We start from the raw sequence: 21,218 nt of genomic DNA, 5'->3' as shown, positions 1-21,218 counted from the left end.
TTCAGAATGCGAATAGCGGAGACAACATGGCGGGTGACTTGATACTGGCGAGTGTGAACGATAGCACCCTGACGACCCTGACCGATGCGGGAGGCAAAATGGGCGTGGAAATCTACCATGCCGACAAATACAGTCAGCAAAACTGGGATCTTCTGCGAGCCAGAGTAGCGGAGGCAACCACCGGGAGCGTAACCAACAACAGGTCAGGACTCCCACCACATTTCTATATCAGCTTCAGGCAGTCCGACTACAAGGGAAGCGGCAGCGATAAATTCAAGAAGCTCATACGCCATGCTACTCGCCCTCTTACGGTGGTCAGTAGCCATCCCGGACTGACCAACTGGACCAGTCAGACTGGCGACGAGGTGTCAGCCGAGAACTGCTTTCGCGAGGCGTTGCAAAAAGGCAACGTCACGTTGGAAATCTATAAATATGACGCACACGATCTCATCAACCGAACCACCGGCGCCGTGAATGACAATATCAGCTATATGAAGCTGATTGATGAGTAGGTAATTGCCTTGCCGAGGACCTCAGATGCCCCGCTCCACCGACAGCAACACCACTCTGTCGCTCACCGCAGCAACCCTGTCGGCGCTATATCCTGAATCCCTGTCGGGTACAGAAAGCCTCAATACCCTGGGCTCGCACATCCTCAATGGCATCGTCGACGGCGCCCCGCTGACGCTCGCCAGCGCCGTCGCCAGTCATGTCACCACCACCCTGCACAAGGACGCTCTGCTGCGCCCGCTGGACTGGCTGGTCGCCGAAATCCGCCAGTTGCCCGCCGATGCCACCGCCGAGCGTTATCAGCTGCTGCTCAGGCCCTGGCTCTGGTGGCTGAGCCTGGCCAGCAACAACCGGGTGTTCCAGAACCTCGCCACGTCGGACATCGTCACGACGATCTTCAAGGCCCACGCCTTTACCGATTTCCAGCTCAAGCTCAGCGGCAGCTACACGCCGAGGGAGTACTGCGTGCAGTACGGCGAAACCGATCTGGCCTTCGTTTCCCGGCTGTTGGAAGAAGACGGGATTTTCTGGTTCTTCAGCCATGAAGCCGGCAAACACACCCTGGTGCTGGCCGACAGCAACGACGCCTTCGCACCGATTCCCAACGGACCAACGGTGAACTATCTCGGGCAGGGAATGGGCGAGCGGGAACTGCATGGCATCCGCTCGGGCCACGTGTCCCTGCAAGCGGTGGCCGGGGTCTATCAGGCGACCGACTATGAGTTCACCACACCGACGACCTCGCTCTACAGCCAGGCCGAAGCCGTGGCCGGGCCCAGTTCGATGTACGAGCATCCGGGCGGCTACAACGCCAAGGCCCAGGGCGATGCACTGACCAAGCAGCGGGTGGACGGCTTGCGCAGCCAGGCGCAGCGGTTCGTCGGTGAAAGCGATTGCCGCTGGCTGGTGCCGGGGTATTGGTTCACCCTCGCCGGCCACGAAGACCCGTCGTTGAACATCGACTGGGTGGTGACCTCGGTCAGCCATGAAGCCAGCCACGACAGCTACCGCAATCGCTTCGAAGCGATCCCCAAGGCCACGCCGTACCGACCGGCCCGCCTCACGCCGAAACCGCGCATGCACACCCAGACCGCGTTGGTGGTGGGCAAGGCCGGCGAAGAAATCTGGACCGATGAATACGGACGGATCAAGTTGCAGTTCCCCTGGGACCGCACCGGCAAGAACGACGAAACCTCGTCCTGCTGGGTGCGGGTGGTACTGCCCTGGAGCGGCAAGGGGTTTGGCATGCAGTTCGTGCCGCGGATCGGTCAGGAAGTCATTGTCACGTTCATCGACGGCGACCCCGACCGACCACTGGTGACCGGCTGTGTCTACAACGGCGACAACGCCCTGCCCTATGCATTGCCGGCGAACCAGACCCAGTCCGGGATCAAGACCAACTCGTCAAAGGGTGGCGGCGGCTTCAACGAGCTGCGCTTCGAAGACAAGAAGGACGCCGAGGAGGTGTTTCTCCAGGCCCAGAAGGACTTCAACATCAACGTGCTCAACGACACCACCGCCACCGTCGGCCATGACGAAACCCTCACGGTACAGAACGCCCGCACCCGCACGGTGAAGGATGGAGACGAGACGGTCACCCTGGAGAAAGGCAAGCGCAGCGTGACGATCCAGACCGGCAGCGACAGCCTCGATGTGAAAGACACCCGCAGCGTGACCGTGGGCTCGGACCAGAACCACAGCACTGGCGGTAACTACACGCACAAGGTCACCGGCAACTACGAACTGACCGTGGACGGCAACCTGACCATCAAGGTCAGCGGCACCCTGACCCTGCAAAGCGGCGGCAGTTTCGCCATCAAGAGCGGCGCAGACCTGGCAGCCCAGGCCAGCACCTCCATCAGCCAGAAGGCCGGCACGGCCCTGAGCAATCAGGCCGGCACCTCGTTGGAGAACAAGGCCGGCACCACCCTGACCAATGACGCCGGCATCAGCCTGGTCAACAAGGCCGCCGCCGAACAGACCGTGGACGGCGGCGGCATGCTGACCATCAAAGGCGGCCTGGTGAAGGTCAACTGACAGGAACGCAACGATGGCCTCGAAGAAGCTCGATGTGGAACGTGGCGACAGCCAACTGGGCGGTCAGTTGATCGACGGCCGGCTCGACGGCCCGTTGCACATCGAAGAAGCCCGACGCCCGCAAGCGAAACTCAACTACAGCCAAGGTGAACTGCAAGGTACCAGCACCCTGTACCACCCCAATGGCAAGGTTTCGGCAGTATTGCCGTTCGTGAAAGGCAAGCTGCAGGGCGTGGCGAGCTTCTACGCGGCCGAAGGCGGGCTGCAACGCCAGGCCACCTATCGCGGCGGACTGCTGCACGGCGAAGCCAACAATTACTTCCCGGACGGGCAACTGGCCGAGGCCGAGTTCTATCGCGACGGCGTGCGCGACGGCCGCTATCGCCGCCTGCACCCCAACGGCAACCCGGCCGTCGAAGCCCGTTACCTCAACGGCCAACTGCTGGAACCAGCCCACGCCTACGCCGAGGACGGACGCCCGCTGGACGCCGACGGCAAGCCGATTTCCCGGGTACGCTGGTGGTTCCGGCGCTGGAACGATCCGGCGCAGGCATGAGCGCCTGGCCTCTGCTGGACTTTGAGACCTGAACCCACCGACAAACCCTGTGGGAGCGAGCCTGCTCGCGATGACAGCGGCACATTCACCATCACCGTCAACTGAGCCACCGCTATCGCGAGCAGGCTCGCTCCCACAAGGGATCGATTTATGCCGGAAGAACCAGACCACCTGTAAGGCCGCCTCGCTTTGCTTTTGCTTTTGCTTTTGATCTTCAGGCCCCGTCAACCACGCTGGCCGAACGCAGGCATTGCGTAGTGGGCAATCCGGCATGGATGCCGGATTAGCCGCGCTGGGCCACAGATGGCCCTTCGCGGCGGGCCCTCGGAGCAATGCCGGAGTGAGGGAACACCTCGCCTTGGCGAGGTGCCGAGTGGTGGGGCAAGAGCGTTTTGGTTACTTTTGCGCTTTTCAAAAGTAACCCGCCGTCAGGGCGGAACCATAAGCCGCCATTACCGCAACAATGGATATGTACCCGGCCAACAAGACCTTATGGGAGCGAGCCTGCTCGCGATGACAGCGGCACATTCACCATCACCGTCAACTGAGCCACCGCTATCGCGAGCAGGCTCGCTCCCACAAGGGATCGATTTATGCCGGAAGAACCAGACCACCTGTAAGGCCGCCTCGCTTTGCTTTTGCTTTTGCTTTTGCTTTTGCTTTTGCTTTTGATCCTGAAAGCCCCGTTAAACCACGCTGGCCGAACGCAGGCATTGCGTAGTGGGCAATCCGGCATGGATGCCGGATTAGCCGCGCTGGGCCACGGATGGCCCTTCGCGGCGGGCCCTCGGAGCAATGCCGGAGTGAGGGAACACCTCGCCTTGGCGAGGTGCCGAGTGGTGGGGCAAGAGCGTTTTGGTTACTTTTGCGCTTTTCAAAAGTAACCCGCCGTCAGGGCGGAACCATAAGCCGCCATTACCGCAACAATGGATATGTACCCGGCCAACAAGACCTTATGGGAGCGAGCCTGCTCGCGATGACAGCGGCACATTCACCATCACCGTCAACTGAGCCACCGCTATCGCGAGCAGGCTCGCTCCCACAAGGGATCGATTTATGCCGGAAGAACCAGACCACCTGTAAGGCCGCCTCGCTTTGCTTTTGCTTTTGCTTTTGCTTTTGCTTTTGCTTTTGATCCTGAAAGCCCCGTTAAACCACGCTGGCCGAACGCAGGCATTGCATAGTGGGCAATCCGGCATGGATGCCGGATTAGCCGCGCTGGGCCATGGATGGCCCTTCGCGGCGGGCCCACGGAGCAATGCCGGAGTGAGGGAACACCTCGCCTTGGCGAGGTGCCGAGTGGTGGGGCAAGAGCGTTTTGGTTACTTTTGCGCTTTTCAAAAGTAACCCGCCGTCAGGGCGGAACCATAAGCCGCCATTACCGCAACAACGGATATGTACCCCGATCAACAAAACCACGACCGCCCCAGTCAAGGAATCAACATCAACACCTGCCCCGGCACCACAATCTTGATCACCCCCGCCCAGCTGCACATCAAAGTACTGTTGGCATCGATCGCCGGCATATTGCCCAACAACAAGGTCGGCGCCCCACCCGGTATCCAGGGCGCAGCAGTAGCCGGAATACAAGGCATGGGCGTCAACACACCCAGGGCCGCCGCAGTCGCAGCGGCTACCGAAGGGTTCGCCAGGCTCATGCACATCCCAAACGTGGTGACGTTCACCAACGGAATGTGATCCATGATATTCGCCGCCGGCATCCCACCGGTCAGCATCCGATTGACCGGCAGTACATTGAGCACCGCCGGGGCGGCGCCGAAGCTGCATTGCAGGGTGGCGGTGCTGCAGACTTGTGGGCATCCCATGGCGGCGACTCCTTGAAGCGACCCCGAAACCATAGCTCACCCACGCGCATCAGGCCCGCTGATTATCCAGCAACACGCTAACCTATAAGACCGGAGCGTGCTTGTGACGCCTCCCACGCACCATTAGGCTTTGTACGAAAAGTGCCTGCGCGACGATCAGGCTGCGTTGAAAACAGGCTCGGAATGCTCATTGACAACCAGTCAACTCCGCTTCCTCGCCTGTTTTCGCCTTGCCTGATCGCCGCTCGGCGACTTTTCGTACAAACCCTTGATTAGCCAATGATCGATGGCCTCCAGAATAAGCAGAAGGGATAAGCATGGCGTTTACTGATCAGTCCACCCGCGTGCGCGATGGTGAAGAACTCGATGCCAACCTGATCGACCCGTACCTCAAGGCCCACATCCCCGGCCTGACCGGCGCACCACGGATCAGCCAGTTTCCCGGCGGCGCATCGAACCTGACCTACCTGCTGGAGTACCCCGAACAGGAATTCGTGCTGCGCCGTCCGCCGTTCGGCCACAAGGCCAAATCCGCCCATGACATGGGCCGTGAGTTCCGCATCCTCAACCAGTTGCGCGATGAGTTCCCGTATTGCCCAAAAGCCTATGTGCACTGCACCGATGAGTCGGTCATGGGCGCCGAGTTCTACGTGATGGAACGGGTCAAGGGCATCATCCTGCGCTCCGACCTGCCGCCCGAGCTGGGTTTCGACGCCGCCCGCACCGAATCGTTGTGCAAGAGCTTCATCGACCGGCTCGTCGAACTGCACCGGGTCGATTACCACGCGTGCGGCCTGGCCGACCTGGGCAAACCCGAAGGCTACGTGGCCCGGCAGATCCGTGGCTGGAGCGAGCGCTACGAGAAAGCCCTGACCCCCGACGCGCCGAAATGGGAGGCGGTCAAGGCCTGGCTCAACGACAAGATGCCCGCCGATCACCCCGTCTCCAGCATCGTCCACAACGACTACCGTTTCGACAACGTGATCCTCGACCCGGACAACCCGATGCAAATCATCGGCGTGCTGGACTGGGAACTGACCACCCTCGGCGACCCGCTGATGGACCTGGGTAACAGCCTCGCCTACTGGATCGAGGCGACGGACCCGGCCCCCGTCCAGTTGATGCGCCGCCAGCCCAGCCATGCCCCCGGCATGCTCACCCGTCGCGAGTTCGTGGATTACTACGCCGAGCGCGCCGGGATCCGCATCGACAATTTCGACTTCTATTACACCTACGGCCTGTTCCGCCTGGCCGGCATCGTCCAGCAGATCTATTACCGCTTCTACCACGGCCAGACCCAGGATCAACGCTTCGCCCAGTTCGTTCAGATGAACAAACTGCTGGAGCAGATGAGCTTGCAGGTCATCGGTCAATCCACGCTCTGAGCGCCCCATGACAAGGAAACAGCATGTCCAAGACCCAGTTGTTCGACCTCGACGGTAAAATCGCCTTCGTTTCCGGCGCCAGCCGTGGCATCGGCGAAGCCATCGCCAAGTTGCTGGCCCAGCAAGGCGCCCATGTGATCGTTTCCAGCCGCAAGCTCGACGGTTGCCAGCACGTGGCCGACGCCATCATCGCCGCGGGCGGCAAAGCCACCGCCATCGCCTGCCACATCGGAGAAATGGAGCAGATCAGCCAAGTCTTCGCCGGCATTCGCGAGCAGTTCGGGCGCCTGGACATCCTGGTGAACAACGCGGCCACCAACCCGCAATTCTGTAACGTCCTGGACACCGACCTGGGCGCCTTCCAGAAAACCGTCGATGTGAACATCCGCGGCTACTTCTTCATGTCGATAGAAGCCGGCAAGCTGATGCGCGAGAACGGCGGCGGCAGCATCATCAACGTGGCGTCGATCAACGGCATCTCGCCGGGGATCTTCCAGGGCATCTACTCGGTGACCAAAGCCGCGGTGATCAACATGACCAAGGTATTCGCCAAGGAATGCGCGCAGTTCGGCATCCGCTGCAACGCCCTGCTGCCGGGCCTGACCGACACCAAGTTCGCCTCGGCGCTGGTCAAGAACGACGCGATCCTGAAAACCGCCCTGGCGCAGATCCCGCTCAAACGCGTGGCCGATCCGAGTGAAATGGCCGGCACCGTGTTGTACCTGGCCAGTGACGCGTCGAGCTACACCACGGGTGTGGCGCTGAATGTGGATGGTGGGTTCCTTTCCTGATACTGCACTTTCCCCCTGTGGGAGCGAGCCTGCTCGCGATAGTGGTGAGTGAGTCGACATCAATGTCACTGAACCACCGCCATCGCGAGCAGGCTCGCTCCCACAGGGGATCTTCACCAAGCATATGAATATTTATTCCATAATTTGCAATTTGCGAATATTTATTCCATAAAGAACCCTCCTGAACGCCACCATTCAAAGGGCTCTTTCTCATGCGCGAACTTGGCATTGGCTTGATTGGCACCGGTTTCATGGGCCGTGCCCATGCGTTGGCATTCAACAATGCCAGGGTTGTATTCGACCTTCCCCTGAACCTGACCCTGGTGGCCCTGGCCGATGCCGATCCGCAGCGTGCCCGGCAATGCGCCAACAGCTGGGGTTTCGAGACGGTGCATAGCGACTGGCAACAACTGATCGAAGATCCGAAGGTCCATCTGGTCGCCATCACCACGCCCAACCACCTGCATTACCCGATGGCCATGGCGGCGCTGGCGGCGGGCAAGGCGGTCTATTGCGAAAAACCCCTGGCGGTCTCCCTGGAACAGGCCGAGCAAATGCGCCAGGCCGCCAAGGCTGCCGGTGTGGTGACGCGGGTCGGCTACAACTACCAGCACAACCCGATCATCCAACTGGCACGGGACATCATCCAACGCGGGGAGCTGGGGTCGATCGTCAGTTTCCAGGGCGAGTTCAGCGAAGACTTCATGGCCAATCCGGCCTCGCCATGGTCATGGCGCTGCGAAGCGGCCCATGCCGGCGGTGCACTGGCGGATCTGGGCAGCCACTTGCTGGCGATGGCCCGGCACCTCTTGGGCGATGTCGAGGCGGTGTGCGCCGACAGCCAGACCGTACACACCCGACGTCCCGCCAGCGCCGGCGACTGCGAACAACGCGCCATCGCGGTGGACGACCAGGTCCACGCCCTGCTGCGTTTCAGCAGTGGTGCCCGTGGCACGGTGAGCAGCAGCTGGCTCAAGCACGGCTTCAAGAACCACCTGGCGTTCGAAATCAGCGGCACCCTGGGAACATTGGCGTTCGATCAGGAACGGCTCAATGAACTGCGCCTGTGCCGCGCCGGCGAAACCGGCTTCCAGCGCCTGCTGGCTGGCCCGGAGCTGCCTGGCTATGCCGCCTTCAGCCCGGCCGCCGGGCACCAGTTGGGGTACAACGAATTGAAGACCCTGGAGGTGCAGGAACTGGTCCTGGCAATGGCCGGCGAAACAGGTCACGGCACGGACTTCGAAGAGGCCTGGGCGGTGGAACGCCTGGCGACGGCGATTCGCCTGGCGGCGCGGGAGGCGCGCTGGGTGACGATCAGCGAACTCTGACCTCTCACTCGAGTAAACACCTTGTGGCGAGGGAGCTTGCTCCCGCTGGGCTACGAAGTAGCCCTAACCATTCACCCTGGTGTGTCAGGTTGATTGCATTCAACCTCTTTGGGATTGCTGCGCAACCCAGCGGGAGCAAGCTCCCTCGCCACAGAAGGGCGGTGTTCAGCTTGAAGCCTGGGTCTGCAACTCAACCAACCGCGCCGCCAACGCCTTCGCCTGGCTCGCCACATCGGTCACGGCGGTACTTTCCCACCACATCCCGCGCAGTGGCGGACCCATGGCGAACAGGCGGTCGGCGGGCTCACCTTGGGCGTCGAGCACCGCGCCGTCGGGCCTTGCGGCGATGCCCAGGGCCAGCGGGCCGGGCTGGATCAGGCCGCGGGCCAGCAGCTGTTGCGGCAACGGCCGTGCAACCCGTCGCCAGTCATATTCGATGCCACTGGAATTGATCAGCGCAGCGCCCTGCACCACGCTCGTCCCGGCCTCGCCGCGTCGACGGATGCGAATCCCCACTGTCCCCTCGGCAGACTCAACCAGCCCCTTGAACGACGCGGCCTGAATCCGCAACCGCCCTTCTTCGTGCAGACGCGCCACCAGCTCGGCGCTCAACGGCGGCGAACGGTGGTGATGGCTCTCCCACCATGGACGGACATGCCGCACGAACTGCCGGCGCTGCACATCGCTGGCCTGGCTCCACAAACGCCCGATATGGGCGCGTACCGTGTCCAGCGGCGCCTGCCAATCGATGCCTTGGGCCTGGGCCTGGCGGCACTGATGACGCAACGCACGCATCAGTTGGCGTGGCGAACGCAGGCCAGGGTCTTCGGCAAGAAAATCCACCCATGTGGGCGGTTGGCGACGCACATGCGGCAACAGCCCATGGCGGGAAAACACCTCGATGGGACCACGGTGTCCGGCCTGTTCCAGGGAAACGACCGCGTCGACCATGGTCAGCCCCGAACCGATGATCAGCACCGTGGCCTGGGGATCGAGCCGGCGCATCGCAGCCACATCCCAGGGATCCAGGGCTGCGGCGTTCAAGCCGCAGGATTCGGTTTGCGGCGTTCGTGCCGCCGGGAACATACCGGTGGCCAGCACCGCGAAACGCCCGCTTAAACGTTGGCCATCGTCCAAGGTCAGCCGCACTGCGTCATCCGCCAGTTGTACGTCCACCACTTCCGCGCGCACATGCTCTGCCGTGGAACCGTTTCGCGCCCCCAACGCACGGGCTTCGGCCAGGCGTTGCTGGACATACAGGCCAAAGATTCCCCGGGGTGGGAACAATTCGCTGATCGGCACGTGCTGCTGGTCCGATTCGGGCCAGCCACCGGCTTCGATGAATGCGGTCAGCCATTGGGTCAAGTCGTCGGCGTTGTCCGGATCGACGCTCATCCGCGCCGCATTGCCGTTCAAGGTGTGCCCCAGCTCGACGGCACTGTAGGCCTCGCCCCGGCCCAGCTCGCTGCGCGGCTCGACGATCAGCACCTTGCGCCGACCCGGCAGGCGCAGCAATTGCGCCGCCAGCAGGGTGCCGCTCAGGCCGCCGCCGACAATGACCACATCGGCTTCACGGTCGATGTCGTTCGCCTGTTGCTCCGGCGCTGTATCCATACCGCTCTCCCCCAGGCGTCAAATCACTACGTTGCGTACAAATCGCACCGCCACCGGCCCCTCATTGCGATAAGCGTGGGGCTGGTTGCTGGCAAACATGAAAAACTCCCCCGAGCCGATCCGCCGCTCTTCATCGCCCAGCAGCACCGTCAGGCACCCTTCGAATACATAGAGTTGCACGCTCCAGCCGTCGTTATCCGGTTCAGAAGCATAGTGTTCGCCAGGCTCCAGGCGCCACTCCCACAGTTCGACTTCGCGACTGGCGTTGGCCTTGGCCAGGAGCACGGCTTTGCTGCCGGGGATCGCGCCGGCCCAGGCCAGCTCGTTGATGCGGCTCGGGTCACGGGCGTCGGGCGCCTGGATCAAGTCGCTGAAGGCTACGTCGAGGGCCTCGGCGACACGATCCAGGGTGCTCAAGCTGACATTCTTTTCACCGGCCTCGATGGCGACCAGCATCCGCCGGCTGACCCCGGACAGCTGCGCCAGCGCCGTCTGGCTGAGCTGCGCGGCGTGTCGCAGACGGCGGACGTTCTGGCTGACGTGTTGCAGGACTGAGGCGCGCTGGCCATTTTCTTTGTGCACGGCATGGCTCATTTATCGAGGTTGCGCATTATACTGCCCAACTTCGGACGCATTGTGCGTCCCCCTCCAGTGGCGCGCAAGGTCATGGCATCGGTGAACTCCCCTCAAACTTCCTCCCGTTTCCTGCGGCTCAGCAAGGCCGAGTGCGTGCTGGTGCTGATCACCATGATCTGGGGCGGTACTTTCCTGTTGGTGCAGCACGCCATGACCGTCAGCGGGCCGATGTTTTTCGTCGGCTTGCGCTTTGCCGCCGCGGCGGCGTTCGTCGCGTTGTTTTCCTGGCGTCATCTACGGGACCTGACCCTGTTCGAACTCAAGGCCGGCTGCTTCATCGGCGTGGCGATCATGCTTGGCTACGGTTTGCAGACGGTCGGCCTGCAAACCATCCCCAGCAGCCAGTCGGCGTTCATCACCGCGCTCTACGTGCCCTTCGTGCCGCTGTTGCAGTGGCTGGTACTGGGCCGGCGGCCGGGCTTGATGCCGAGCATCGGCATCATGCTGGCGTTCACCGGGCTGATGCTGCTATCAGGCCCCGCCGGCGCATCGCTGAATTTCAGTTCCGGCGAAATCGCCACGCTGATCAGCGCCATCGCGATTGCCGCCGAAATCATCCTGATCAGTACCTACGCCGGCCAGGTCGATGTACGCCGGGTGACCGTGGTGCAACTGGCGAGCACCGCGGTGCTGGCGTTCCTGATGGTCGTGCCGACCCAAGAGGCGGTTCCGGGATTCTCCTGGCTGCTGCTGTTCAGCGCCGTGGGCCTGGGCGCAGCCAGCGCGGCGATCCAGGTGGCGATGAACTGGGCGCAGAAAAGCGTCTCGCCGACCCGCGCCACACTGATCTATGCCGGCGAGCCGGTGTGGGCCGGTATTGCGGGGCGCCTGGCGGGCGAGCGGTTGCCGGGGATTGCCTTGTTTGGTGCGGCATTGATCGTGGCGGCAGTGATTGTCAGTGAACTGAAGACCCGGAACAAAAGTGCCATCGAGACGGATAAGGTGCTGGAACGGGAGGGTTGAGGCCTTTCCCTGAAACAACGCAAAACAGGAAAACTCCACCTATCTTGTAGGATTCTGCGACATCCTCGCGGTTGGTGATCAGACCCACGCCACGTATGATCCCTCGCAACCTCCCGCCGAATAGAAGCCTATGTCACTGATAGTTCTATTGCTTTTGCCCTTCGTCGGCAGCTGTGTCGCGGCGCTGCTGCCGCATAACGCCCGTAACGCCGAATCGCTGCTGGCAGGCCTCATCGCGCTGGTCGGCACCGTTCAGGTGGCCTTGTTCTACCCACAGATCGTCAACGGCGGCGTGATCCGTGAGGAGTATTTCTGGTTGCCCAGCCTGGGCCTGAACTTCGTGCTGCGGCTGGACGGGTTTGCCTGGTTGTTTTCGTTGCTGGTGCTGGGCATCGGTACGTTGGTGTCGTTGTACGCCCGCTATTACATGTCACCGGAAGATCCGGTGCCGCGCTTCTTCGCGTTCTTCCTGGCATTCATGGGCGCCATGCTCGGGCTGGTGATCTCCGGCAACCTGATCCAGATGGTGTTTTTCTGGGAACTGACCAGCCTGTTCTCGTTCCTGTTGATCGGCTACTGGCATCACCGCGCCGATGCCCGGCGCGGCGCCTACATGGCCTTGATGGTGACCGGGGCCGGCGGGCTGTGCCTGTTGGCCGGGGTGCTGCTGCTCGGTCACGTGGTGGGCAGTTATGAGCTGGACAAGGTCCTGGCGGCCGGCGATCTGATCCGGGCCCATGCCCTCTACCCCGTCCTGCTGCCGCTGATCCTGATTGGCGCCCTGAGCAAAAGCGCCCAGTTCCCGTTCCATTTCTGGCTGCCCCACGCCATGGCCGCGCCCACCCCGGTCTCGGCCTATCTGCACTCGGCGACCATGGTCAAGGCCGGGGTATTCCTGCTGGCACGGTTGTGGCCGTCGCTGTCGGGCAGCGAACAATGGTTCTACATCGTCGGCGGTGCGGGGGCCTGTACGCTGTTGCTGGGTGCCTACTGCGCAATGTTCCAGAATGACCTCAAGGGGTTGCTGGCCTATTCCACCATCAGCCACCTGGGATTGATCACCCTGCTGCTGGGCCTGAACAGCCCGCTGGCGGCGGTCGCGGCGGTGTTCCACATTCTCAACCACGCCACTTTCAAGGCCTCGCTGTTCATGGCTGCGGGGATCATCGACCATGAAAGCGGCACCCGGGACATCCGCAAGCTCAGCGGCCTGGTGCGATTGATTCCCTTCACGGCGACACTGGCGATGGTCGCCAGCGCGGCGATGGCCGGGGTGCCGCTGCTCAACGGTTTTCTTTCCAAGGAAATGTTCTTCGCCGAGACGGTGTTCATTTCCGCCACGGCCTGGGTCGAGCTGGCGCTACCGATCATTGCCACCATCGCCGGCACCTTCAGCGTCGCCTACTCCCTGCGCTTCACCGTGGATGTGTTCTTCGGCCCGACGGCCACCGACCTGCCCCATACCCCCCACGAACCGCCGCGCTGGATGCGCGCGCCGGTGGAACTGCTGGTGTTCACCTGCCTGCTGGTGGGGATTTTCCCGGCCCAGGTGGTCGGCTCCTTGCTGGCGGCGGCCGCGCTGCCGGTCGTGGGCGGCGCCCTGCCCGAATATAGCCTGGCGATCTGGCATGGCCTCAATGCTCCGATGATCATGAGCCTGGCGGCCATGTCCGGCGGCGTCGTGCTGTACCTGCTGCTGCGCAAGCAATTCAAGCGCGGGCAGATCACCCTCACGCCCTTCATTGGCCGGTTCAGCGGCAAGCGGCTGTTCGAGCGCAGCCTGGTGCTGACGATGCGCCTCGGCCGGCGACTGGAACGACTGATCAGCACCCGGCGCCTCCAGGCCCAGTTGTTCCTGCTGGTGCTGGTTGCGGTGCTGGCCGGGCTGATCCCGATGCTGCACGGCTCGCTGGTCTGGGGCGACCGGCCGAAGATCCCCGGCTCCATCGTCTTCGTCATCCTCTGGCTGCTGGCCATTGCCTGCGCCCTGGGCGCGGCGTGGCAGGCCAAGTATCACCGTCTCGCGGCCCTGACCATGGTCAGCGTCTGCGGCCTGATGACCTGCGTGACCTTCGTCTGGTTCTCCGCCCCCGACCTGGCCCTGACGCAACTGGTGGTGGAAGTGGTGACCACGGTGCTGATCCTGCTGGGCCTGCGCTGGCTGCCGCGGCGGATCGAGGACGCATCGCCGCGGCCCAACAGCGAACGGCGCGCGCGGATCCGTCGCCTGCGGGACTTGCTGTTGTCCGGCGCAGTAGGCGGCGGCATGGCGCTGCTGTCCTATGCGATGCTGACGCGCCAGACGCCCAACGACATTTCTTCGTTCTACCTCAGCCGGGCCCTGCCCGAAGGCGGCGGCAGCAACGTGGTGAACGTGATGCTGGTGGATTTCCGCGGCTTCGACACCCTGGGGGAAATCACCGTGCTGGTGGCAGTGGCCCTGGCCGTGTTTGCCCTGCTACGGCGTTTCCGGCCGCCGAAGGAAAGCATGCAGTTGCCGGCGCAGCAGCGCCTGCTCGCGCCGGACGTGGTCACCGACCTGGTCAACCCGCGACACGCCAGCGATACCGCATTGGGCTTCATGATGGTGCCCTCGGTGCTGGTGCGGCTGCTGCTGCCGATTGCCCTGGTGGTGTCGTTCTACCTGTTCATGCGCGGCCACAACCAACCGGGTGGCGGCTTCGTGGCCGGGCTGGTGATGTCGGTGGCGTTCATCCTGCAATACATGGTGGCCGGCACCCAGTGGGTCGAGGCGCAAATGAGCCTGCGGCCGCTGCGCTGGATGGGTACCGGGTTGCTGTTCGCTACGGCGACGGGGCTGGGGGCGATGGCCGTGGGCTATCCGTTCCTCACCACTCACACCTGGCATTTGAAAGTACCGCTGCTGGGTGACATGCACCTGGCCAGCGCACTGTTCTTCGACATCGGCGTATATGCCGTGGTGGTCGGCTCGACACTGCTGATCCTCACCGCGCTGGCGCACCAGTCGGTGCGGGCCCACAAGCCGGCCCTGCAGTCCAAAGCCGCCGCCCCTCTCAAAGGAGCCACCACCTGATGGAAGAAGTCATCGCTATAGCAATCGGCGTCCTGGCCGCCTCCGGCGTCTGGCTGCTGCTGCGGCCGCGGACCTTCCAAGTGGTCATGGGCCTGTGCCTGCTGTCCTATGGCGTCAACCTGTTCATCTTCAGCATGGGCAGCCTGTTCATCGGCAAGGAGCCGATCATCAAGGACGGCGTACCCCAGGACCTGCTGCACTATACCGACCCGCTGCCCCAGGCCCTGGTGTTGACCGCCATCGTCATCAGCTTCGCCATGACCGCGCTGTTCCTGGTGGTATTGCTGGCCTCCCGGGGCCTGACCGGCACCGACCATGTGGACGGCCGGGAGCCCAGGGAATGATGTTGACGCCCCATCTGATCGCCGCGCCCATCCTCCTGCCGCTGCTCACCGCCGCGTTGATGCTGATGCTGGGGGAAAAACACCGCGCGCTCAAGGCACGGATCAATCTGTTCTCCAGCCTGCTGGGCCTGGGCGTTGCGGTATTGTTGCTGTATTGGACCCAGGACCAGGCCCTGCCCGCCTCCATCGGCGTGTACCTGCCGGGCAACTGGCAGGCACCGTTCGGCATCGTCCTGGTGGTGGACCGCCTGTCGGCACTGATGCTGGTGTTGACCGGCATCATCGGCGTCAGCGCCCTGCTGTTCGCCATGGCCCGCTGGCACGGCGCCGGGGCGAGTTTCCATGCCTTATTCCAGATCCAGCTGATGGGCCTCTATGGCGCCTTCCTCACCGGGGACCTGTTCAACCTGTTCGTGTTTTTCGAGGTGTTGCTGGCCGCGTCCTACGGCTTGCTGCTGCATGGCTCGGGGCGGGCACGGGTGTCGTCGGGCCTGCACTACATCTCGATCAACCTGCTGGCCTCGTCGCTGTTTCTGATCGGCGCGGCGCTGATCTATGGTGTCACCGGTACCCTGAACATGGCCGACCTGGCGCTGAAAGTGCCTCTGGTGCCGGAAGCCGATCGGGGCCTGCTGCATGCGGGGGCGGCGATCCTCGCCGTGGCGTTCCTGGCCAAGGCCGGCATGTGGCCACTGAACTTCTGGCTGGTGCCGGCCTATAGCGCCGCCAGTGCCCCCGTGGCAGCGCTGTTCGCGATCATGACCAAGGTGGGCATCTACACGATCTTGCGCTTGTGGACCTTGCTGTTCTCCGGCCAGGCCGGCGCTTCGGCGTACTTTGGCGGCGACTGGCTGATCTATGGCGGCATGGCGACCATCGTCTGCGCGGCCATCGCCATCCTGGCGGCCCAGCGCCTGGAGCGCATGGCCAGCCTGAGTATCCTGGTATCGGCGGGCATCCTGTTGTCGGCCATCGGCTTCGCCCAGCCGAACCTGGTGGGCGCCGCGCTGTTCTATCTGGTGAGTTCGACCCTGGCGCTGTGCGCGCTATTCCTGCTGGCCGAGTTGATCGAACGCTCGCGTTCGGCCAATGACCTGTCGCTGGAGGACGACCTCGACACCTTGCCGCGACCGCTGGAATCCCTGCAACCGCCCAGGGGCACCAACCTCGACGATGAGCAGAAAGCCGTGGTCGGGCAAGTGATTCCCTGGACCATGGCCTTCCTCGGCCTGAGTTTCATTGCCTGTGCGCTGTTGATCGTCGGCATGCCGCCGCTGTCGGGATTCATCGGCAAACTGGGGCTGTTGAACGCCTTGCTCAATCCCCAGGGGCTCGGAGCCGACGCCGGCCAGCCGGTGTCGCCCCAGGCCTGGGGCCTGCTGGCGTTGTTGATCCTGTCCGGGCTGGCCTCGTTGATCGCTTTCTCGCGCCTGGGTATCCAGCGCTTCTGGACCCCGCAGGAGCGACCCTCGCCGCTGCTGCGGCCGTTCGAGTGCCTGCCAATCCTTGCACTGCTCGGCCTGGGCATCGCCTTGACGTTCAAGGCCGACCTCCTGCTGCGCTACACCCAGGACGCCGCCAACGCGCTGAACACGCCGGAGCATTACGTGATGTCGGTGCTCGGCACCCGCAGCGTCCCCGGCCCCGATGCCATCAGTGCCGTGCCGGAGGTGCAGCCATGAAGCGCCTGTTTCCCGCGCCATGGTTGTCCCTGGCACTCTGGGCGCTGTGGCTACTGTTGAATCTGTCCCTCAGCGCCGGGCACCTGCTGCTGGGGGCGGCGCTGGGCTTCCTGGCACCGCTGATGATGCGCCCGTTGCGGCCACGGCCCATTCGTATCCGCCGCCCCTGGGTGGTGCTGCGGCTGTTCCTGCTGGTGGGACGCGATGTGCTGGTGTCCAATCTGGCGGTGGCCCGGGGCGTGCTGAACGCCGGTCGACGCCCGCCGCGCTCGCGGTTCGTCAAGGTACCGCTGGACCTGCACGACGCCAACGGCCTGGCGGCGTTGTCGATGATCACCACGGTGATCCCCGGAACGGTCTGGTCGGAACTGGCGCTGGATCGCCGCATCCTGCTGATGCATGTGTTCGATCTGGAAGACGAAGCGTCGTTCATCGCGCATTTCAAGGCCACTTATGAGCGGCCCCTGATGGAGATTTTCGAATGAGTCCGTTGCTGTCCAATGCGATTCTGCTGAGTCTGTTCCTGTTCTCCCTGGCGCTGGTGCTGACCCTGTTGCGGCTGTTCAAGGGGCCGTCGGCGCAAGACCGGGTCCTGGCCCTGGACTACCTGTACATCGTGGCGATGCTGATGATGCTGGTGCTGGGCATTCGCTACGCCAGTGACACCTACTTCGAGGCGGCGCTGCTGATCGCCCTGTTCGGCTTCGTCGGCTCGTTTGCCCTGGCCAAGTTCCTGCTGCGTGGCGAGGTGATCGAATGACCGGGCAATTGTCGCTCTGGATCGAGATCCCGGTGGCGCTCCTGTTGGTACTCGGCAGCCTGTTCGCCCTGGTCGGAGCCATCGGCCTGGTACGCTTGAAAGATTATTTTCAGCGCATGCATCCACCGGCCCTGGCCTCGACACTGGGGGCCTGGTGCGTGGCGCTGGCCTCGATCGTTTATTTTTCGGCACTCAAGTCCGGGCCGGTGCTGCACGCCTGGCTGATACCGATCCTGCTGTCCATCACCGTACCGGTGACCACCCTGTTGCTGGCCCGGGCGGCGTTGTTCCGCAAGCGCATGGCCGGGGATGATGTGCCGGCGGAAGTGAGTAGCCGGCGTCAGTGAAGGATCAGACGGTGCAAACCTGTAGGAGCAAAGCTTGCTCGCGATCGCAACAGACCAGTCAACATTGTTGCTGACTGACTTACCGCAATCGCGAGCAAGCTGTGCTCCCACAAAATCTCCCTCGCCACACCAGTAATGCTGTGTTTCAGGCCCAGGCCACCGCCAGCAACCCGGCGCCCAGCACGACGCACAGCGGCGAATAGACCCAGGTGTCGAGCCGGGCGAAGGTGGACTCCTTGAACTCCTTGAAAAAGCCCACCAGGTTCGACTCGCCAATGGCCCGGGCGAACATCAGCAAGGCAATCGCACTGATCAGCCATTGCAGCGCGCGATGGGTGACAGGCGGCGCCAGCAGGCCGCCGCGCAGGCACACCAACACGGCGATGAACAGTAGCGCCAGGGCCACCAGCAGGGTCAACCAGCCCGAGGGGTCGAACGCCGGGCGCAGGATGTCACCCTGCTTGACCGGGACCTGGGGAACCACTGCCTGGGCCGCCCAGCGTCCACCCAGAGCCCAGTACAAATGAATCAAACTGATGGTCGCAAACACCGCGACCAGCGTCCGTGCCAATAAAAGCGTCATTCGCCAGCCTCCTGGAAAAGGTTGAACAATCATCCTAGCTCGAATTTGGCATTTCGCAGGACGGGCGCAGATTGCCCGTTTCCAGCGGATGACACATTGCTCGGGATCAAGTGTTCAAACGCCGGCAATCGACGCTACAGACCGGCAGACACTTTTTCCGCCACCTCGCTGGGCACCCAGGCCTGCCACACCTGGGGATGGGCCTTGAGGAACGCCTCGGCAGCTTCGCGGGGCGGCGTGCGCTTTTCGCTCATATCCGCCAGGGCCTTGTTCAGCGGATCGATGGGCAGGTCGACCTTGCTGAAGAATTCGGCGATGTCCGGATGCTGTTTCTGGAACGGCGCCGAGACGCCGATCGACAACTTCGATGCCAGCGAGCGGGTCGGCCTGGGATTGGGATTGTCGGCGTCGGTCAGGGTTTTCCAGGCTTCGGCATCGAAGGGCGGCTCTTGCAGCTGCACCAGCTTGAATCGCCCGAGCAGCGGCGTGGGTGACCAGTAGTAGAACAGGATCGGTTTGCCCCGGCGAATCGACGAGGTGATTTCCGCGTCCAGCGCCGCCCCGGAGCCGCTGCGAAAATTCACGTAGCTGTCGGTCAGGCCATATGCCTTGAGCTTCTGCTTGTTGACGACCTCGGATGTCCAACCGATGGGGCTGTTGAGGAAGCGCCCCTTGTCGGGACTCTCCGGGTCCTTGAACACATGCTTGTAGCGCGCCAGGTCGCTGACGCTGCGAAGGTCCGGCGCCAGGGGCTTGATGCCCTTGGCGGGATCGCCCTTGATCACGTATTCCGGCACCCACCAGCCTTCCGTCGCGCCCTTGACCGTATCGCCCAGGGCGATCACCTTGCCCTCGGCTTCGGCCTTGACCCATACCGGACTGCGACCGGCCCACTCTTCGCCGATGACCTGTAAGTCGTTATTGGCCAGCGCGGTTTCCAGGGTGATGGTGGTGCCCGGCAAGGTGTCGGTTTTCAAGCCGTAGCCTTTTTCGACGATGGTCCGCAGGATATCGGTGATCAGGCTGCCGCTTTCCCAGTTCAGGTCGGCGAAGTGGATCGGTGCCGAAGCCGCCGATGCCGGGAGTGATGAAGCCAACACAGCGCAGGTGGCCCAGGCAGCCAGCCACTGTCGAACTCGTTTCATGCGATGTTCCTCATACCAGACAGCAAGAGCTGAACGGTCCTGCGTAATCGAACGCAAGCCCCTGAATCATTCAGTCAACTGACTGTAGCCGAGGTTCCAGCAAAACGGTCGCCGCGCCTGGGTATCACTCGCTGGCCTTGAACGTCACCAGCTCGCCCTTGCGCCACTTCGCGGCCTTGGCGGTGACCGCCTTGAGGGTCTTGGTCAAGCCTTCTTGCAGCTGTTCGTTCGCCGCATACACGGTCACCACGCTGTGGCCTTCCTTGAACAGGATGGCCTCGCCGCCCGGGGTCGTGACGAACGCGTAGTCCCCAAGGCCATAGACCGTCAGTTTGATTTCGCGAAACCTGATCTCGAACTTGCCCCCTTCACGGCTTGGCAATACCGCCGCGCGAAAATGATCGCCCACCTTGAGCTCGAGCCTGGGCTTGTCATCGACCACAAGGGCCGATTCGGTGTCGATTTCGGCGACGTAGATACCTTCGGCGGTCTGCTCGGTGATGTAGACGAAACGTGACTGGAACAGTTTGACCAGTTTTGCCCGCAGGTCACCCAGTACAAATAACGCATGCGTATCGAGATTACTTACTGCCAAGGAAACATCCCCATCTTGAAAACGGCCCGCTCCGCAGAAAGAACGGACCACGAGAACCCGTGCCGACTGCAGCGTCGCAATGGACCTGTAACTGAAATTCGAAGTAAACGGCGCACCCTGTCCCGGGGCGAGAGAAGCCTAAAGGATTGCCACTCTCGCCGTCTTTCCCAGGAGGTCGTCAGAAGCTGAAGGAAATAGCCACTCTGAGCATCGGAAAAGGTGGGACTACTAACTTTAGGGAAAATTCTCACTTAGAAAAGCATTTTTCTGACATCGAGCCTAAAAAAAATTGCTTTAGATAGGCGCAACCGTCCGCACAGCGCCATCGATTCTAGAGCAGCCGGCGGTACGGAGACTACTTGAAATACTTGGCAATTCGTCGGTAAACCATAGAAAAGGAATTCACATGGGCACTTCCACAACCTTGCTCCACCCCGCCGCACCACGCATCGTCAATCCCCATGACGCCTTTGACGGGATTCATTACCTGCCGGTCTCGCTGATACAACCGCGATATCGGGTCGTCCTGGCCGGCAAGTGTTTTTTCCATATCGAAGAAACATCGACTGGACGTGTAAGAGGTTTCCGTACCGATCATAACGAAGCCTGCTACCTGGCCAGGCATCTCGAGCGAAATGCCGGAACCCCGCAATAATCGAACTCCTGACGCGCACTTGCCTCAGATAAAGGGACGCAACCGACGCGCCATGACGGCGCATGCCCAAAAGGAGAACCCCATGGAACAGCCTTCCCACGAACTCAAGACCTTGTTCGATCAACTGGGCCTGCCCTCGGACGAAAAAGCCATCGACAGTTTCATCGTGGCACACCCCCTGGACCCGGAGACAAAACTGGTGGAGGCCGATTTCTGGTCGGATCAGCAAAAGGACCTGCTACGGGAATGGTTGCTCGCCGATGGCGAAGAGGCGGTGCTGGTGGATCAACTGAACGTGCGCCTGCACGACGGCAAATAGCCGGCCGACAGCATATTTGCCCTGTGGGAGCGAGCTTGCTCGCGATAGCGGTGGGTCAGTTTGCATTGATGTTGGCTGTGCCACCGC

The 21,218-nt window shown here is 62.5% G+C and carries 21 protein-coding genes; 15 read left to right on the top strand and 6 right to left on the bottom strand.

Features of this window, described 5'->3' with window-relative positions:
- Positions 1-26: 26 nt before the first annotated feature.
- Genes N005_RS09370 through N005_RS09360 form a run of 3 tightly spaced genes read left to right on the top strand, consistent with a single transcriptional unit; the run spans position 27 to position 3,103 of the window.
- Positions 27-512, top strand: coding sequence for a hypothetical protein (locus N005_RS09370; protein WP_047700923.1), 486 nt, complete (start codon positions 27-29; stop codon positions 510-512).
- Between the two features lie 25 nt (positions 513-537).
- A complete protein-coding gene (locus N005_RS09365; RefSeq protein WP_047700922.1) occupies positions 538-2,547 on the top strand; it encodes a type VI secretion system Vgr family protein in 2,010 nt (669 codons plus the stop codon).
- Between the two features lie 13 nt (positions 2,548-2,560).
- On the top strand, positions 2,561-3,103 hold the full coding sequence (locus N005_RS09360; protein ID WP_047700921.1) for a toxin-antitoxin system YwqK family antitoxin: 543 nt from the start codon (positions 2,561-2,563) through the stop codon (positions 3,101-3,103).
- A gap of 1,430 nt (positions 3,104-4,533) precedes the next feature.
- Here the strand turns inward: N005_RS09360 and N005_RS09355 are convergent.
- Complete coding sequence (locus N005_RS09355; RefSeq protein ID WP_047700920.1) at positions 4,534-4,929, bottom strand: DUF4280 domain-containing protein; 396 nt, start codon at positions 4,927-4,929, stop codon at positions 4,534-4,536.
- Positions 4,930-5,246: 317 nt separating this feature from the next.
- Here N005_RS09355 and N005_RS09350 point away from each other — a divergent pair, with 317 nt between their 5' ends.
- The 3 genes from N005_RS09350 (at position 5,247) to N005_RS09340 (ending at position 8,433) form a co-directional block, all read left to right on the top strand.
- Entirely contained in the window at positions 5,247-6,314 is a 1,068-nt protein-coding gene (locus tag N005_RS09350) for a phosphotransferase family protein (RefSeq protein WP_047700919.1), read from the top strand.
- A 23-nt stretch (positions 6,315-6,337) separates the two neighbouring features.
- Complete coding sequence (locus N005_RS09345) at positions 6,338-7,105, top strand: SDR family oxidoreductase (RefSeq protein ID WP_047700918.1); 768 nt, start codon at positions 6,338-6,340, stop codon at positions 7,103-7,105.
- Positions 7,106-7,317: 212 nt separating this feature from the next.
- Positions 7,318-8,433, top strand: coding sequence for a Gfo/Idh/MocA family protein (locus N005_RS09340; protein ID WP_047700917.1), 1,116 nt, complete (start codon positions 7,318-7,320; stop codon positions 8,431-8,433).
- 165 nt (positions 8,434-8,598) lie between these two features.
- On the opposite strand, the gene N005_RS09335 is transcribed toward N005_RS09340, so the two are convergent.
- Together N005_RS09335 and N005_RS09330 are read right to left on the bottom strand one after the other, a co-directional pair.
- Positions 8,599-10,047 (bottom strand): FAD/NAD(P)-binding protein, encoded by a 1,449-nt coding sequence (locus N005_RS09335; RefSeq protein WP_047700916.1) that lies wholly within the window; start codon positions 10,045-10,047, stop codon positions 8,599-8,601.
- Positions 10,048-10,065: 18 nt separating this feature from the next.
- Positions 10,066-10,629, bottom strand: coding sequence for a helix-turn-helix domain-containing protein (locus N005_RS09330; RefSeq protein WP_047701036.1), 564 nt, complete (start codon positions 10,627-10,629; stop codon positions 10,066-10,068).
- A gap of 3 nt (positions 10,630-10,632) precedes the next feature.
- Here N005_RS09330 and N005_RS09325 point away from each other — a divergent pair, with 3 nt between their 5' ends.
- The 7 genes from N005_RS09325 to N005_RS09295 all read left to right on the top strand — a co-directional run bounded on the left by N005_RS09325 (position 10,633) and on the right by N005_RS09295 (position 17,834).
- The gene (locus tag N005_RS09325) at positions 10,633-11,646 is read left to right on the top strand and encodes a DMT family transporter (RefSeq protein WP_052126368.1); all 1,014 of its coding nucleotides are present in this window, start codon (positions 10,633-10,635) and stop codon (positions 11,644-11,646) included.
- Between the two features lie 130 nt (positions 11,647-11,776).
- Positions 11,777-14,701, top strand: coding sequence for a monovalent cation/H+ antiporter subunit A (locus N005_RS09320; RefSeq protein WP_047700914.1), 2,925 nt, complete (start codon positions 11,777-11,779; stop codon positions 14,699-14,701).
- Positions 14,701-15,045, top strand: coding sequence for a Na+/H+ antiporter subunit C (locus N005_RS09315; RefSeq protein WP_047700913.1), 345 nt, complete (start codon positions 14,701-14,703; stop codon positions 15,043-15,045). Before N005_RS09320 ends, N005_RS09315 begins: the two co-directional genes overlap by 1 nt.
- On the top strand, positions 15,042-16,727 hold the full coding sequence (locus tag N005_RS09310; protein ID WP_047700912.1) for a monovalent cation/H+ antiporter subunit D: 1,686 nt from the start codon (positions 15,042-15,044) through the stop codon (positions 16,725-16,727). Before N005_RS09315 ends, N005_RS09310 begins: the two co-directional genes overlap by 4 nt.
- Positions 16,724-17,212, top strand: coding sequence for a Na+/H+ antiporter subunit E (locus N005_RS09305; protein WP_047700911.1), 489 nt, complete (start codon positions 16,724-16,726; stop codon positions 17,210-17,212). The genes N005_RS09310 and N005_RS09305 overlap by 4 nt, the downstream gene beginning before the upstream one ends.
- On the top strand, positions 17,209-17,487 hold the full coding sequence (locus N005_RS09300; protein WP_047700910.1) for a K+/H+ antiporter subunit F: 279 nt from the start codon (positions 17,209-17,211) through the stop codon (positions 17,485-17,487). The genes N005_RS09305 and N005_RS09300 overlap by 4 nt, the downstream gene beginning before the upstream one ends.
- Positions 17,484-17,834, top strand: coding sequence for a Na+/H+ antiporter subunit G (locus N005_RS09295; protein WP_047700909.1), 351 nt, complete (start codon positions 17,484-17,486; stop codon positions 17,832-17,834). The genes N005_RS09300 and N005_RS09295 overlap by 4 nt, the downstream gene beginning before the upstream one ends.
- 145 nt (positions 17,835-17,979) lie before the next feature.
- On the opposite strand, the gene N005_RS09290 is transcribed toward N005_RS09295, so the two are convergent.
- The 3 genes from N005_RS09290 to N005_RS09280 all read right to left on the bottom strand — a co-directional run bounded on the left by N005_RS09290 (position 17,980) and on the right by N005_RS09280 (position 20,157).
- Complete coding sequence (locus tag N005_RS09290; RefSeq protein ID WP_047700908.1) at positions 17,980-18,417, bottom strand: DUF3995 domain-containing protein; 438 nt, start codon at positions 18,415-18,417, stop codon at positions 17,980-17,982.
- A 134-nt stretch (positions 18,418-18,551) separates the two neighbouring features.
- On the bottom strand, positions 18,552-19,562 hold the full coding sequence (locus tag N005_RS09285) for an ABC transporter substrate-binding protein (RefSeq protein ID WP_047700907.1): 1,011 nt from the start codon (positions 19,560-19,562) through the stop codon (positions 18,552-18,554).
- A gap of 124 nt (positions 19,563-19,686) precedes the next feature.
- Positions 19,687-20,157 carry a hypothetical protein gene (locus N005_RS09280; protein WP_047700906.1) on the bottom strand — a complete coding sequence of 157 codons (471 nt, stop codon included), beginning with the start codon at positions 20,155-20,157 and terminating at the stop codon, positions 19,687-19,689.
- A gap of 406 nt (positions 20,158-20,563) precedes the next feature.
- On the opposite strand from N005_RS09280, the gene N005_RS28130 reads away from it, so the two are divergent.
- Positions 20,564-20,812 (top strand): hypothetical protein, encoded by a 249-nt coding sequence (locus tag N005_RS28130; RefSeq protein WP_144402649.1) that lies wholly within the window; start codon positions 20,564-20,566, stop codon positions 20,810-20,812.
- Positions 20,813-20,894: 82 nt separating this feature from the next.
- Positions 20,895-21,131, top strand: a complete 237-nt coding sequence (locus N005_RS09270) for a DUF2789 family protein (RefSeq protein ID WP_047700904.1) — start codon at positions 20,895-20,897, stop codon at positions 21,129-21,131.
- The last annotated feature ends 87 nt before the right edge of the window (positions 21,132-21,218 follow it).

This window comes from Pseudomonas mediterranea CFBP 5447, from assembly GCF_000774145.1.
Lineage (GTDB): Bacteria > Pseudomonadota > Gammaproteobacteria > Pseudomonadales > Pseudomonadaceae > Aquipseudomonas > Aquipseudomonas mediterranea.
Note: the sequence above shows the minus strand (reverse complement) of the source record. Positions and strands in the feature narration are given on the sequence as shown.